12 protein-coding genes are annotated in these 14988 nt (G+C 72.6%); 10 read left to right on the top strand and 2 right to left on the bottom strand.

Annotated features, from left to right (window positions below):
- Positions 1-330 precede the first annotated feature (330 nt).
- Together V6U79_RS28685 and V6U79_RS28680 are read left to right on the top strand one after the other, a co-directional pair.
- Positions 331-1896: an MFS transporter gene (locus V6U79_RS28685; RefSeq protein WP_334616584.1), complete on the top strand. Its 1566-nt coding sequence runs from the start codon at positions 331-333 to the stop codon at positions 1894-1896.
- Positions 1897-1907: 11 nt separating this feature from the next.
- Positions 1908-2516 (top strand): TetR/AcrR family transcriptional regulator, encoded by a 609-nt coding sequence (locus V6U79_RS28680; protein ID WP_334616583.1) that lies wholly within the window; start codon positions 1908-1910, stop codon positions 2514-2516.
- A 33-nt stretch (positions 2517-2549) separates the two neighbouring features.
- Here V6U79_RS28680 and V6U79_RS28675 read toward each other — a convergent pair whose 3' ends face one another.
- Both V6U79_RS28675 and V6U79_RS28670 read right to left on the bottom strand, forming a co-directional pair.
- Positions 2550-4469, bottom strand: a complete 1920-nt coding sequence (locus V6U79_RS28675) for a helix-turn-helix domain-containing protein (protein ID WP_334527210.1) — start codon at positions 4467-4469, stop codon at positions 2550-2552.
- Between the two features lie 14 nt (positions 4470-4483).
- Complete coding sequence (locus V6U79_RS28670; RefSeq protein WP_334527213.1) at positions 4484-5266, bottom strand: 3-hydroxybutyrate dehydrogenase; 783 nt, start codon at positions 5264-5266, stop codon at positions 4484-4486.
- 259 nt (positions 5267-5525) lie between these two features.
- On the opposite strand from V6U79_RS28670, the gene ruvC reads away from it, so the two are divergent.
- From ruvC to V6U79_RS28630, 8 genes are all read left to right on the top strand, one after another.
- Positions 5526-6053 (top strand): crossover junction endodeoxyribonuclease RuvC, encoded by a 528-nt coding sequence (ruvC, locus tag V6U79_RS28665; protein ID WP_334616582.1) that lies wholly within the window; start codon positions 5526-5528, stop codon positions 6051-6053.
- The gene (ruvA, locus tag V6U79_RS28660; protein WP_334527219.1) at positions 6050-6652 is read left to right on the top strand and encodes a Holliday junction branch migration protein RuvA; all 603 of its coding nucleotides are present in this window, start codon (positions 6050-6052) and stop codon (positions 6650-6652) included. The genes ruvC and ruvA overlap by 4 nt, the downstream gene beginning before the upstream one ends.
- Positions 6649-7719, top strand: a complete 1071-nt coding sequence (ruvB, locus tag V6U79_RS28655) for a Holliday junction branch migration DNA helicase RuvB (RefSeq protein WP_334616581.1) — start codon at positions 6649-6651, stop codon at positions 7717-7719. The genes ruvA and ruvB overlap by 4 nt, the downstream gene beginning before the upstream one ends.
- 137 nt (positions 7720-7856) lie before the next feature.
- Positions 7857-8204, top strand: a complete 348-nt coding sequence (gene yajC, locus V6U79_RS28650; RefSeq protein ID WP_334616580.1) for a preprotein translocase subunit YajC — start codon at positions 7857-7859, stop codon at positions 8202-8204.
- Positions 8205-8442: 238 nt separating this feature from the next.
- Entirely contained in the window at positions 8443-10386 is a 1944-nt protein-coding gene (secD, locus tag V6U79_RS28645) for a protein translocase subunit SecD (RefSeq protein ID WP_334616579.1), read from the top strand.
- 1 nt (position 10387) lies between these two features.
- A complete protein-coding gene (gene secF, locus V6U79_RS28640) occupies positions 10388-11584 on the top strand; it encodes a protein translocase subunit SecF (protein WP_334527233.1) in 1197 nt (398 codons plus the stop codon).
- A gap of 101 nt (positions 11585-11685) precedes the next feature.
- A complete protein-coding gene (locus tag V6U79_RS28635) occupies positions 11686-12252 on the top strand; it encodes an adenine phosphoribosyltransferase (RefSeq protein ID WP_334616578.1) in 567 nt (188 codons plus the stop codon).
- A gap of 220 nt (positions 12253-12472) precedes the next feature.
- Entirely contained in the window at positions 12473-14938 is a 2466-nt protein-coding gene (locus tag V6U79_RS28630; RefSeq protein ID WP_442933332.1) for a RelA/SpoT family protein, read from the top strand.
- Positions 14939-14988: the final 50 nt, after the last annotated feature.

Raw genomic sequence — 14988 nt, 5'->3', positions numbered from 1 at the left:
CAAGTCACCGCTGCTGCCGTCGTACAGGAGATGTAACGACCCCGGCCCCGCCACGATTCCAGCCTGAGGCTTGCCGTCGGTCACCGCGAAACACCCGGGGCGGGTACATCCGGACATTCGGCCCACTCGGGCGGCGCCTGCGGAAACGGACACCTCGCGCGAAGAAGCCGAGGCCACGCAAGGCTGCGGGAAGCCGACCGGAGGTGACGGCCGCCACATACGATACGAGCCGGTTCCGTATCGGAATCGGGGGCCGTACGCTCAGCGCATTACGAGTCTGCTCCGTATCGTATTTCGCGACGCGGGTGAGCCGGGGGGAGAACCGGACGCATGGAACCGCACGAGAACACCGGGCATCCCAGGCGCTGGGCGATCCTCGGCGTGCTGGTGATCAGCCTGCTGGTGGTCGTCCTCGACAACACCATCCTCAACGTGGCGCTGCGGACCCTCGCCGACCCGGTGCACGGCCTCGGCGCCACCCAGGGTGAGCTGGAGTGGTCCATCAACTCCTACACGCTCGTCTTCGCCGGGCTGCTCTTCACCTTCGGCGTGCTCGGCGACCGCTCCGGGCGGCGCCGGTTCCTGCTGATCGGTCTGGTCCTCTTCGGACTGTCGTCCCTGCTCTCGGCGTACGCGCAGAGCCCCGGCCAGTTGATCGCGGCCCGCGCCCTGATGGGGGTCGGCGGCGCGGCGATCATGCCGGTGACCCTGTCGATCATCTCGAACGTCTTCGACCCGCGCGAGCGGGGCCGGGCGATCGGCGTCTGGGCCGGCGCGGTCGGTCTCGCGGTCGCCATCGGCCCGATCCTCGGCGGCGCGCTGCTGGAGCACTACTGGTGGGGCTCGGTCTTCCTGATCAACGTGCCGGTGGTGGCGGTCGGCGTGGTCCTGGTCGCGCTGCTGGTGCCCGAGTCGCGCGATCCCTCCCCGGGCCGGGTCGACCTGCTCGGCGTGCTGCTCTCGGTCGTCGGCCTGGTCGCCCTGACCTACGGCATCATCGACGGCGGCGAGCACGGCTTCGACCGTCCGGTGGTCTGGGCCGCCGTCGGCGGCGGCCTCGCGGTGCTGGCCTGGTTCGTCCTGCACGAGCTGCGCAGCGACCACCCGTCGCTGGACGTCCGGCTGTTCCGGGTGCCGCGCTTCGCGGCGCCGGTGGCGATGGTCGGTCTCATCTTCTTCGCCGCCATGGGCGTGATGTTCTTCAGCTCGTTCTACCTGCAACTGGTCCGGGACTACAGCCCGCTCCAGACCGGCCTGCTCTTCCTGCCCTTCGCGGGCGCCCAGCTGATCTTCGCCCCGCGCAGCGCGGCGATGGTCCGCCGGTACGGGGGCCGGGCCGTCTCCGTGGTCGGCCTCGTGCTGACCGTCGCCGCCCTCGGCGCCTTCGTCTTCGTCGACGCCACCACCCCGATCTGGGTGGTGCTGGTCTTCTTCTTCCTCCAGGGCGCCGGGATGGCCAACATCATGCCGCCGGCCACCGAGTCGATCATGTCCGCGCTGCCCCGGGAGAAGGCGGGCGTGGGCTCCGCGGTCAGCAACACGGTGCGCCAGGTGGCCGGCGCGCTCGGGGTGGCCGTCCTGGGTTCGGTCCTCTCCGCCGTCTACCGGGCGGACGTCGCCGCCGCCGTCGACCGCCTGCCGGCGCCGGCCCGCGAGGCGGCCACCGAGTCCGTCTCCGGCGCGTACGCCGCGGCGGGCCAGTTGGGTCCGGCGGGGCCGCAGCTGATCGCGGCGGCCAACGACGCCTTCGTCTCGGCCATGCACTGGGCGGCGGCCTTCGCCACGGTGGTGGCCGCCCTCGGCATCCTGGTGGTGCTGCGGTGGATGCCCGGTCGGGGCGCCGCCGACCCCGTCGCCCCGTCGGTGGGCGAACCCGAACTGGCCGGCACCGCCTGATCTCGGCGACAATGTCCGACGTGACTTCCCCCGCCGACGCCCCGCGGTCGCCCGGCCGACCGCGGAGCGTCCGCGCCGATGAGGCGATCATCGAGGCCACCCTCGACCTGCTCGCCGAGGGCAGCACCGTCGAAGCCCTCTCGATCGAGGCGATCGCCACCCGGGCCGGCGTCGGCAAGGCGACCATCTACCGCCGCTGGCCCGGCAAGGACGCGCTGCTGCTGGACGCGCTGCGCCGGCTCAAGGGCGTGCAGCCGCAGCCGGCCGGCCACTCCGTCCGGGACGACCTGGTGCTGCTGGTCGGGGCGGTGGGGCGCAACATCGACCCGCGCGCGGCCCGGATCATGCCCTGCCTCGTGCCCGAGGTGAACCGCAGCCCGGACCACTACCAGCTCTACCAGAACATCATCGAGCCCCGCCGGAAACTGATGCGTGAGGTGCTCCAGCGCGGCGTCCGTGACGGCGAACTCCGGGCCGACCTCGACGTCGAGGTGGCGATGGCGCTGCTCACCGGGCCGATGCTGATGCAGCGGATGCTGCGCTGGCACCCCGAGCTGGACGACCGGCTCCTTCCCGAGCGGGTCGTCGACGGCGTGCTGGACGGCATCCGGGCCCGCTGACGCTCAGCCCGCCGACGCTCAGCCCGCCGACGCTCAGTCCGTCGACGTGCGCAGCCGGTGCAGGCGCAGCGCCAGCTGCACCTCCAACGCCCGCTCCGGCTTCTGCCAGTCCGCGCCGAGCAGCTGACCGACCCGTTCCAGCCGCTGGGTGACCGTGTTGACGTGCACGTGCAGCTGCTCGGCGGCCCGGGCCAGGCTGCCGCCCACCCCGAAGTACGCCTCCAGCGTCCGCACCAGCGCGGTGCCGCGCCGGGCGTCGTAGTCCACCACCGGCCCGACCGTCGCGGACAGGAACCGGGCGACGTCCTGCTCGCCCTGGTCACCGACGGTGCCGAGGAGCAGCCCGACGAAGCCCAGCTCGGCCGTGCTGGCCCCCTGGCCGGCCCGGCCCAGCGCACCCAGCGCGGTCAGGCAGCGGTCCGCCTCGGTGAACGTGGTGGCCAGCGCCGCCGGCCCCGACGCCGGACCGCTCGCCCCGGCGGTCACCGGGCGGCCGGTCACCCGGGACAGGTCCCGGGCCACCGCGCGGGCGCTGCCACCGGCGTCCCGGCCCGGCAGCATCAGCACCACCCGACCGTCGCGGGCCGCGGCCAGTCCGCCGCGGGTCGAGGCGTACGTGGTGGCCCAGGAGAGCACCCGCTGCCGGGCGGAACCGGTCGCGGCGATCGCGTCCTCGCCGACCGCCACGAGCACGTGCGGGGCGTTCAGGTCGACCCCGAGACGGCGGGCCCGGCTGCGCAGCGCGTCGGTGTCGCGCAGCGGCCGGGCGATCAGGTCGTCGAGCAGCTCGCCCCGGACCCGCCCCTCGGCCTCGGCGACGGTTCGCCGGAACAGCAGCAGCAGCGCGGTCACCAGCGCGGCCCGCTCCAGGATCCGCTGGTCGGCGTCGACCAGCTCGTCGTCCGGGCGCAGCACCAGCGCGCCCAGGTTCTCCGCCCCGGCCACCACCGCGGCGTACCAGAGCGCGCCGCGCCGCACGCTGCGTCCCTCGGTGCGCGACGCCGCCACCGCCTCCACCAGGTCCGCCCGGTCCGGCTCGCCGATCTCACCGACCCGGGCCAGCAGCCGCCCCTCGGCGTCCAGCGCCAGCAGCGCTCCGCCCAGCACCTCGGTGACCGCCGCGGCGACGTCCTCCATGCCGCCGCCGCGCAGCACCAGCGCGGTCATCCGGTCGTGCGCGGCCGCGGCCCGCTCCACCGAGGTGCTGTGCGCCCGGATGGTGGTGTTGGCCGCGGAGAGCTCGGCCAGCGCCGAGCGGGTCTCGGCCAGCAGCCGGGCGGTGTCGATCGCCACCGCCGCGTGCGCGGCCAGGGACACCAGCAGCGACACCTCCTCGCGGGCGAACGGTCGGGCCGACCGGTTCGCCGCGTAGAGCACCCCGATCACGCTCGACCCGAGCCGCAGCGGCACCCCGAGGATCGCCACGAGGCCCTCCTCACCGACCCCGGCGTCGATGTCACCGGTGTGGTGGAAGCGCTCGTCCTCCTGGTAGTTCGCGGTGACGTACGGGGTGCCCGACTGGGCCACCAGGCCGCCCAGCCCGTCGCCCATCTCCAGCCGCAGGCGCTGGAACTTCGCCGAGATCGAACCGTCGGTCACCCGCATGTAGGTGTCGCCGCGCTCGTCGTCGTTGAGGGTCATGTAGGCCACGTCGGCGCCGAGCAGGTGCCGGGCGCGGTGCACGATGGCGCGCAGCACGTCGTCCAGGTCGCGCAGGCCGGCCAGGTCGCTGGCCGTGTCGTACAGGCCGGAGAGTTCGGTCTCCCGGCGCCGGCGCCGCTCCAGCAGCCCGCGCACCCGCAGCGCGACGAGCTTGGCCTGCTCCAGCTCGGCCAGCCGGTCGGGGGGCAGCCCGGCAGCCCGCGCGGCCACCAGCGGGCCCTCGAACTCGACCGCCGCCGCCTCCCGGGCGAGCAGCTCCAGAAATTCGACCGGCGACGACATGAGGCTCATTGTGCGGGCAGCCACTAGTTCGCCGTCCAGCCCCCGTCGAGGGCGATCGACGCGCCGGTGATGAAGGCCGCGGGCGGGGAGCAGAGGTACGCCAGCAGCTCGGCGACCTCCTCCGGCTCGATCAGCCGCTTGATCGCGGCCCGGGCCAGCATGATCTTCTCGATCACCTCGTCCTCGCCGATGCCGTGGGTGGCGGCCTGGTCGGCGATCTGGGCCTCCACCAGCGCGGTGCGCACGTACGCCGGGTTGATGCAGTTGGCGGTGACGCCGTGCGCGGCGCCCTCCAGCGCGACCACCTTGGAGAGCCCCTCCAGGGCGTGCTTGGCCGACACGTACGCCGCCTTGTACGGCGAGGCGCGCAGCCCGTGCACCGAGGAGATGTTGACGATCCGGCCCCAGCCCTGCGCGTACATGTGCGGCAGCGCCCGCCGGATGATCTGGAACGGCGCCTCCACCATCACCCTGTGCAGGTGGGAGAAGCGCTCGGTGGGGAAGTCCTGCACCGGCGCGACGTGCTGGAGCCCGGCGTTGTTGACCACGATGTCCACGTCCGCGTCGAGCCGCTGCACCGCCGCCGGGTCGGACAGGTCCACCCCCTCGGCCCGGGCGCCGGCCTCGGCGGCCACCGCCTTGGCCGCCTCGACGTTGCGGTCCACCACCAGCACCGCCGCACCGGCCGCGGCCAACCGCAGCGCGCAGGCCCGGCCGATGCCGCTGCCACCACCGGTCACCAGGGCGCTACGACCGGAGAGGTCGACGCGTACGACGTGGGGGACCGCCACGGGTTCTGCCGTCATGGCGCAAGAAGTTACGAGCTGTGTGGCCGGCGGCACATGGGGCGGCGACACATACTCGACCGCCGGTCTGTGTGGGAGCACCCGGATCGGCCGGCGCCACCGTGGACGGCCGCACCGGGTCCACCAGCGTGCGGCGGGCGGTGTGGCCGCCGGCACGCGCCGCGCCGGCGGGGCCCGGCGTGTCCCCCGGGGTGCCGTGCCGGGCCGACCAGTAGGGTGTCGAACACACGTACTGCTGGCGGCTGGGGGAGGAGGCGGCGTGCGCGTGCTCGGCGTCGACCCGGGGCTGACCCGGTGCGGAGTCGGCGTCGTCGAGGGCGTGCCGGGGCGGCCCTGCGCCCTGGTCGCCTACTACGTCGTCTACACCGACCCGGCCGACGAGCTGCCGCTGCGCCTGCTGCACCTGGACCGGTCGCTCACCGACCTGGTCGCCGAGCACCGGCCGGACGCTGTCGCCGTCGAGCGGGTGTTCAGTCAGCACAACGTCCGCACGGTGATGGGCACCGCCCAGGCCAGCGGGATCGCCGTGCTCGCCGGGGCGCGCGCCGGGCTGCCGGTGCAGACCTACACGCCGAGCGAGGTGAAGGCGGCGGTGACCGGTTCCGGTCAGGCCGACAAGAAGCAGATGACCACCATGGTGACCCGCCTGCTGCGGCTGCCCGAGCCGCCCAAGCCGGCCGACGCGGCCGACGCCCTGGCCCTGGCCATCTGCCACATCTGGCGGGGCGGCACCCGCTCGAAGCTGGCCGCCGCGGCCGAGCGGGTACGACGAGGAGGAGCACGATGATCGCCAGCGTGCGCGGCACGGTGACCGCGACCGGTCCGGACCACGCGGTGGTGGAGGTGGGCGGGATCGGCCTGGCGGTGCAGTGCGCCCCGGGCACCCTCGCCGACCTGCGGGTCGGTCAGCCGGCCCGGCTCGCCACCAGCCTGGTCGTGCGGGAGGACTCGCTCACCCTCTACGGCTTCGCCGACGACGACGCCAAGCAGCTCTTCGAGCTGCTCCAGACGGCCAGCGGGGTGGGTCCCCGGCTGGCCCAGGCGGTGCTCGCCGTGCACACCCCGGACGCGGTCCGCAAGGCCATCGCCAACGCCGACACGGCCGCGCTGACGCGGGTGCCGGGCATCGGCAAGAAGGGCGCCGAACGACTGGTCCTGGAGCTGCGCGACCGGATCGGCCCGGTGCCGGTCGGCGCCGACGGCGCGGCCGGGATCACCGCCGGCGCCTGGCCCGAGCAGGTCCGCCAGGCGCTGGTCGGGCTCGGCTGGACGGCCGGGCAGGCCGACCAGGCGGTGGCGGCGGTCGCGGAGACCGTCGACGGACCGACCCCGCCGGTGCCGGTCCTGCTGAAGCAGGCGATCCGACTGCTGGGCCGCACCCGATGACGGCTCCGGACGGCGGTCTGGTCTCGGCGTACGTCAGCGACGCGGAGCTGGACGCGGAGGCCAGCGTCCGGCCGAAGCGGCTTGCGGAGTTCATCGCCCAGCACCGGGTCCGCGACCAGCTCGACCTGCTGTTGCAGGGCGCGATGCGGCGCGGCTCCCCGCCGGACCACATCCTCCTGTCGGGGCCACCTGGCCTCGGAAAGACGACGCTCGCCAATATCGTCGCCGCCGAGCTGGGGGCCGGCATCCGGGTGACCAGCGGTCCGGCGATCGAGCGCTCCGGCGACCTGGCGGCGATCCTGACCAGCCTGGCCGAGGGCGACGTGCTCTTCATCGACGAGATCCACCGGATCGCCAAGCCGGCGGAGGAGCTGCTCTACAGCGCGATGGAGGACTTCCGGGTCGACGTGGTGGTCGGCAAGGGTCCCGGCGCGACCGCCATCCCGCTGGACGTCGAGCCGTTCACCCTGGTCGGCGCGACCACCCGGTCCGGTCTGCTGACCGGCCCGATGCGGGACCGGTTCGGTTTCGTCGCGCACCTGGACTTCTACGCCCCGGCCGACCTGGAGGCGCTGCTGCACCGGTCGGCGCGGATCCTCGGCGTGCCGATCACCGACGAGGGGGCGGTGGAGGTCGCCGGCCGCTCCCGGGGCACGCCCCGGATCGCCAACCGGCTGCTGCGCCGGGTCCGCGACTTCGCCGAGGTCCGGGCCGACGGCGTGGTCAACCTGGAGACCGCCCGCGCCGCTCTGACGGTGTACGACGTCGACGCGCTCGGCCTGGACCGGCTGGACCGGGCGGTGCTGACCGCGCTGGTCGACTCGTTCCGGGGCGGGCCGGTCGGCCTCTCCACCCTGGCGGTGGCGGTGGGGGAGCAGCCGGACACGGTGGAGGAGGTCTGCGAGCCCTTCCTGGTCCGGGCCGGTCTGCTGGCGCGTACCCCGCGGGGACGGGTGGCCACGGAGGCTGCCTGGCGTCACCTGGGTCGCACGCCGCCAAATGGTACATTTGGTGCGGAGGTGGCTTCGGTGCCCGATCTGTTCTCCGCCACGCCGGATCAGCCGTGATCCGAACGTGATCTGTACCGCATTCGGCGTTCTCAGGTGCAGGGATTAGACTCGCCGCGGTCTGTACAGGACGTGAGAATCTGCCTCCGCTCCGGCACATCATGCCGAACCGGAGGCCAATGGGAAGGTCACACACCGTGCTTTACGCAGCAGCGGGCGGCGGGGGAGCCGGCGGTCTCACGCCGATCCTCATGATCGCCCTGCTCTTCGGCGTCATGTACTTCATGATGATCCGGCCGCAGCAGAAGCGTCGCAAGGAGGCGGAGGCGATGCAGTCCGCGCTCGCCCCCGGCGACGAGGTGGTCACCATCGGCGGGCTCTACGGCACGGTCACCGGCGTGGCCGACGACACCGTGCTGCTGGAGGTGGCTCCCGGCGTGCAGACCCGCTACGCCCGGCCGGCCATCGCCCGGGTGGTCAGCCAGGCCGCGCGCGCCGAGTCGACCGAGCCGGTCACCGAGGACGCCGACGCCGTCAAGGATTAGGAGCCGGGCCCCGGCCTCGTCCGTGAGGTCGGTTCCCGACAGGACGACAACAACTGGATAGCTGGACCGGCCGCCTCGGCCGGCACGCCTCCGTACCGACCGGCGCCCGCGCCGGCGGCGACAGGCCGTGCCGGACCGTGGGCGCCGGTCCGTGGAGAGCACGTCGGCCCCGGACCCCGGGTCCGACCTCGCCGCCGCTGCGCCGGCGGCGCGACCGTCACAGGGAGACAGGACAGCCGTGGCACCACCTCAGGGACAGATGCGCCCCGGGCGGCAGCTCGCCGTACTCGGGCTCATCTTCGTCGTCCTCTATTCTTTGGTGTTCTTCTCCGACGCCAGCGGCAGCTGGAAGGACCGGCTGGAGCCGCGGCTCGGCCTGGACCTGATCGGCGGCACCCGACTGACGTTGGAGGCCACGAACAACATCGACGGTAAGCCCCCGACGGCGGAGAACCTCGAGGAGGCCCGTCAGATCATCGAGAACCGGGTCAACGCCTACGGCGTCGCCGAGGCCGAGGTGGTCACCGAGGGCAACCGGAACATCGTCGTCTCCCTGCCCGGCGAGAACCGCGAGCTGACCGACGTCGGCAGCGCGGCCGAGCTGCGCTTCCGCAAGGTGCTCAAGGCCGCCGACGGCAGCGGGGCGGTCGCCGCCCCCGCCGCGACCCCGTCCGCCGGCGCCACCCCGACGCCCTCGGGCAGCGCCGCGCCGAAGCCGTCCGGCAGCGCCGCGCCGAAGCCGTCCGGCAGCGCGTCGCCGAAGCCGTCCGGCAGCGCCGCGCCGAAGGTGACCGCGTCGCCGAACGCCGGCGGCCAGGGCGGCGGCGCCCCCGCGCCCTCCGCCAGCGCCACCCCGTCCGCCCCGGCCTCGCCGAGCGCCCCGGCCGCCACGCCGAGCGCCGCCCCGGTGCCGCAGAGCGTCGCCGACCAGCGCAAGGCCGTCGAGCAGAAGGTCAAGGCGCCGGCCTGGGCCGCCGCGAGCGCCCTGCAGGGTCCGGCCGACCTGGCCGCCGACCCCTCCCTGGCGGAGAAGCTAAAGCCGTTCGGCGAGCTCTCCCCGCAGGAGATCGCGGTGCTGACGCCGCAGATGCAGTTCAACGTCCCGACGATCAGCTGCGCCCAGCTCGACAAGCGGCCCGCCGCGTCGATCAAGGACGAGAAGCAGCCGGCGGTCGCCTGTGAGGACGGGGCGGTCAAGTACCTGCTCGACGTGGCGAAGGTGGTCGGCACCGACATCTCCGACGCCAACGCCGTGCTCGACCAGACCAGCGCCTGGGTGGTCAGCCTGGACTTCACCGGCGACGGTCAGGACAAGTGGACCGCGCTGACCCGTGAGGCGTTCAACAACGAGGGCGGCGCCTGCGACCAGAGCGCGCTCGGCCAGGACGGCAAGTGCCGGGTGGCGGTCGTGCTGGACAACGAGATCGTCTCCTCGCCGGAGATCCAGGGCGTGCTGACCGGCGACTCGCAGATCACCGGCAACTTCACCAGCAAGGACGCCAACGACCTCGCCAGCGACCTGCGCTACGGCGCGCTGCCGGTGACCTTCGTCCCGCAGACCCAGCAGAACGTCACCGCGACGCTCGGCGACAGCCAGCTGCGCGCCGGTCTGCTCGCCGCCGGCATCGGCCTGCTGCTGGTCGTGGTCTACTCGTTCTTCTACTACCGGCTGCTCGGCTCGGTCATCTTCCTCAGCCTGGTGCTCTCCGCGCTGCTGGTCTTCGGCGCGCTGGTGGTGCTCGGCCGGCAGATCGGGTTCACCCTCACCCTCGCCGGCATCGCCGGCATGATCGTCTCACTCGGTGTGGCGGCGGACTCGTTCGTCATCTACTTCGAGCGGCTCAAGGACGAGATCCGCGAGGGACGCAGCCCGCGCAGCGCGGTACCGCGGGCCTGGATCCGGGCCCGCCGGACGATCATCTCGGCCAACGCGATCACGCTGATGTCCGCCGTGGTGCTCTACATCGTCTCGGTCGGCACGGTGAAGGGCTTCGCCTTCGCCCTCGGCCTGGCGACCGTGCTCGACCTGGTCGTGGTCTTCCTCTTCCGGCACCCGATCATGACGATGTTCGCCCGGACCCGGGCGTTCCTCTCCCCGCGGGTCAGCGGTCTCGGCCGGGCCCTGCCGGCCCGGGCGGCCGAGCAGGCCAACCCCCGCAACACGCGCGTGAAGGAGGCCTGAGATGGCGAAGGATGGTCTGGCGTCCCGGCTCTACCGGGGTGAGGCCGGTCTCAACATCGTCGGCCGGCGCAAGCTCTGGTTCGGCGTCGCCGCCGGCCTGGTGCTGCTCGCGGTGCTCAGCTTCGCCGCCAACGGCTTCAAACTGGGCATCGAGTTCGCCGGCGGTAACTCGTTCCAGGTGCCGGCCAGCGTCGGCACCCTCGACAGCGCCCGGGAGCAGATCGACGAGGCCCTCGCCGCCGAGAACACCGGCGCCGAGGTGGTCACCGCGCAGAAGGTGGGCGGCACCGGCGGCGACTTCTACGAGATGCGGACCACGCAGCTCAGCCCGGAGCAGGCCAACGCGGTCAAGGGTGAGATCGCCGAGCGCTTCGGCATCCAGCCCGGCCAGATCAGCGGCGACCAGGTCTCCGAGGCGTGGGGCAAGCAGGTCACCGAGCGCGCGCTGCTCGGTCTGGTGCTGTTCGTCGCGGTGGTGTCGCTCTACCTGATCCTGCGCTTCGAATGGCGGATGGCGGTCGCCGCGATCGCCTCGCTGTTCATGAACCTGATCCTCACCGCCGGCATCTACTCGCTGGTCGGCTTCGAGGTCACCCCGTCGACGATCATCGGCTTCCTGACGATCCTGGGCTTCGCGCTCTACGACGTGGTGGTGGTCTTCGACAAGGTCCAGGAGAACACCCGGGGCATCACCGCGAACAACAACCTGACGTACGGCGAGGCGTCCAACCTCGCGCTGAACCAGAGCCTGATGCGGTCGCTGAACACCTCGGTGGTCGCCCTGCTCCCGGTCGGCGGCCTGCTCTTCATCGGTGCCGGCCTGCTGGGCGCGGGCACCCTGAAGGACCTGGGTCTGGTGCTCTTCGTCGGCATGGCGGTGGCCTTCCTGACCTCGATCCTGCTGGCCACCCCGCTGCTGGTGCTGCTGAAGAACTACGACCCGCGGATCCAGGCGCACACCAAGCGGGTGCTGGCCCGTCGCGGCGCCGTCGCCCGGGGCGAGGTCGCCCCGAAGAACGCCGGGCGTCCGGCGGAGGAGGCCGGCGAGGAGTCGATCGACGACGCGGAGGCGGGCGCCCTGGCCGGCGCGGCGCCGAAGGTCGGCGCCCGCCCCGCCGTCAAGCGCTCCACCGGCACCCGGGGCGGTCGCCCCAGCGGTGGCGGGGGCAACCGGCCGGGTGGCGCCAAGCGGCGCTGACCGGAGCGGGACACCCGGTAGGAATCGACCCGACGGCGTCCGCCATGCTGTGCGAGCAGCATGACGGACGCCGTCGTCGTTGGAAGGGGAACGGAACCGCCGTGACGGAGACCCACAGCACCGTGGTACGGGGAGACAGCGGCCCGGAGGTCGCCCGGTTGGTGGCCGGCCGGGTGCTGGACGTGCCGGACTTCCCGAAGCCCGGCGTCATGTTCAAGGACCTGATGCCGCTCTTCGCCGACGGCGAGGTCTTCCGCGAGGTGATCGACGGCATCGTCGCGCACCACGGGCGTGACTCCTTCGACATCGTGGTCGGCATCGAGGCGCGCGGCTTCGTGATCGCCGCCGCCATCGCGTACGCCACCGGGGTGGGGGTGGTGCCGGTGCGCAAGGCGGGCAAGCTGCCGCGGGCCGCGTACTCCGCCTCCTACGCGCTGGAGTACGGCGAGGCGACCCTGGAGGTGCACCAGGACGCCTTCACCGCCGGGCACCGGGTGCTGGTGGTCGACGACGTGCTGGCCACCGGGGGCACGGCGGAGGCCACCCTCGACCTGGTCGAGCGGGCCGGCGGCACGGTCACCGGCTTCACCGTCCTGCTGGAGCTGGGCTTCCTCGGCGGCCGCGAGAAGCTGGCCGGTCGCCCGGTCCATGCCCTGCTGACCGTTTGAGGTCAGGTCGTCCCGGGGGACCCGGCGGGGACCGTCCGGCGGAGCGGCAGGGCACCCACCGTACGGGTAGCATTGCCCTTTGCTGACCGGACGGGTGACCGTCCGGCGGCGGCAGCACCGCCGGTGTGAGGCCGGCGTGGAACAAGACCGGCCCGGTGGCCGGTTGCAGACAACGTCGGCCGCACGGTCGACGCGTTCCCGGCGAGCGGTGAGGAGGCCGGTGTCCCACGATGTCGTCCCTCCGGTGGAGGGCACGGTGCACCCGACAGGCGACGCTGACGGTTCGGTGACCGAGCGGATGAGCAGTCCGCCGGCCCGGGTGGCGGGCGATGGCGCTGCTCCCGAGGCCGGCCCGGCCGACGGCGGCGCGGTGGTGGTGCCGTTCCCGGCCGACGGCGATTCCCCGTCGAGCGGCGGTTTCGCCCTGTCCAACGCGCCCACCGGTCGACGGGTGCGGGCCCGCCTGGCGCGGTTCAACGCGCCCTGGCAGAGCTCCCAGGTCAGCGAGGTCCTCGAGCCGCTGATCTCCACCCATCGGGAGAACCACCCGAAGGCGGACGCCCGGCTGCTGCAGCGCGCGTTCGACACCGCCGCCCGCTGGCACTCCGGTCAGTACCGCAAGTCCGGCGACCCGTACATCACCCACCCCCTGGCGGTGGCGACCATCCTGGCCAACCTCGGGATGGACACCACCACCCTGGTGGCGGCGCTGCTGCACGACACGATCGAGGACACCGAGTACACCCTCGACCAGATGCGCGCCGACTTCGGCGGCGAGGTCACCCTCCTGGTCGACGGCGTGACGAAGCTCGACAAGGTCAAGCTCGGCGACGCGGCCAAGGCGGAGACGATCCGCAAGATGGTCGTGGCGATGGCCAAGGACCCGCGGGTACTGGTGATCAAGCTCGCCGACCGGCTGCACAACATGCGTACCCTGACCTTCCTGCCCCGCCCCAAGCAGGAGCAGAAGGCGAAGGAGACGCTGGAGATCCTGGCGCCGCTGGCGCACCGCCTCGGTATGAACACGATCAAGTGGGAGCTGGAGGATCTCGCCTTCGGTACGCTGTTCCCGAAGCGGTTCGAGGAGATCAACCGCCTGATCGGGGAGCACCAGCCGCAGCGCGAGGCGCTGCTGCGCCAGGTCACCCAGAAGGTGCAGACCGACCTCAAGGCCGCCAAGATCAAGGCGGAGACCACCGGTCGGCCGAAGCACCTCTACTCGATCTACCAGAAGATGATCGTGCGGGGGCGCGACTTCAACGACATCTACGACCTGGTCGGGGTGCGGATCCTGGTCGACACGGTGCGGGACTGCTACGCGGCGCTGGGGGTCATCCACGCCAACTGGCAGCCGGTGCCGGGCCGGTTCAAGGACTACATCGCCATGCCCAAGTTCAACATGTACCAGTCGTTGCACACGACGGTCATCGGGCCCACCGGCAAGCCGGTGGAGATGCAGATCCGCACGTACGCCATGCACCGCACCGCCGAGTTCGGCATCGCCGCGCACTGGAAGTACAAGGAGCACAAGGGCACCCAGATCGTCGGGCCGCCGGCGCACATCGACGAGATGACCTGGCTGCGCCAGCTGCTGGACTGGCAGCGGGAGGCGGCGGACCCGAGCGAGTTCCTCGACGCGCTGCGCTTCGACCTGTCCAGCCAGGAGGTGTACGTCTTCACCCCGAAGGGTGACGTCATCCCGCTGCCGACCGGGTCGACGCCGGTGGACTTCGCGTACGCGGTGCACACCGAGGTCGGGCACAAGTGCATCGGGGCGCGGGTCAACGGCAAGCTGGTGCCGCTGGAGTCGACCCTCTCCAACGGCGACGTGATCGAGATCTTCACCTCGAAGTCCGACACGGCCGGCCCGACCCAGGACTGGCTCGGCTTCGTCAAGAGCCCGCGCGCCCGCACCAAGATCCGCCAGTACTTCAACAAGGAGCGGCGCGAGGAGGCGATCGAGGCCGGCAAGGACGCGATCGTCAAGGCGATGCGCAAGCAGGGCATGCCGTTGCAGCGGATGCTCACCTCGGACGCCCTGATGTCGATCGCCCGGGACCTGCACCTGGCCGACGTGGCCTCGCTCTACGCCGCGGTCGGCGACAGCCAGGTCTCCGCCCAGTCGGTGGTGCAGAAGCTGATGGCCGCCTACGGCGGCGAGGAGGGCGCGGCGGAGGACATCGCCGAGACCGCCGTCGCCACCCGGCCGCCGCGCAGCCGGCAGAGCAGCAGCGACCCCGGCGTGGTGGTCCGCGGCGTCAGCGACGTCTGGATCAAGCTGGCCCGCTGCTGCACCCCGGTGCCGCCGGACTCGGTCTTCGGGTTCGTCACCCGCTCCGGCGGGGTCAGCGTGCACCGTGACGACTGCGCCAACGCCGAGGACCTGCGGGCCCAGCCCGAGCGGGTGGTCGAGGTGAGCTGGAAGCTCACCTCCGCCTCGACGTTCCTGGTCGCCATCCAGGTCGAGGCGCTGGACCGGCACAAGCTGCTGGCCGACGTCACCCGGGTGCTCTCCGACGAGCGGGTCAACATCCTCTCCGCCACCGTCACCACCACCCGCGACCGGGTGGCGGTGAGCCGGTTCAGCTTCGAGATGGCCGACCCGAAGCACCTGGGACACCTGCTGGCCGCGGTCCGCAAGGTCGACGGGGTCTTCGACGCGTACCGGGTCACCTCGGGCGCCTGAGCGCACACACGAGAGCGCCCGCCGGCTTGCCGGCGGGCGCTTCGTCGTAC

This window comes from Micromonospora psammae (assembly GCF_036902725.1).
Lineage (GTDB): Bacteria > Actinomycetota > Actinomycetes > Mycobacteriales > Micromonosporaceae > Micromonospora.
The sequence above is the reverse complement of the archived record's forward strand: the minus strand, read 5'-3'. Positions and strand labels throughout refer to the sequence as shown.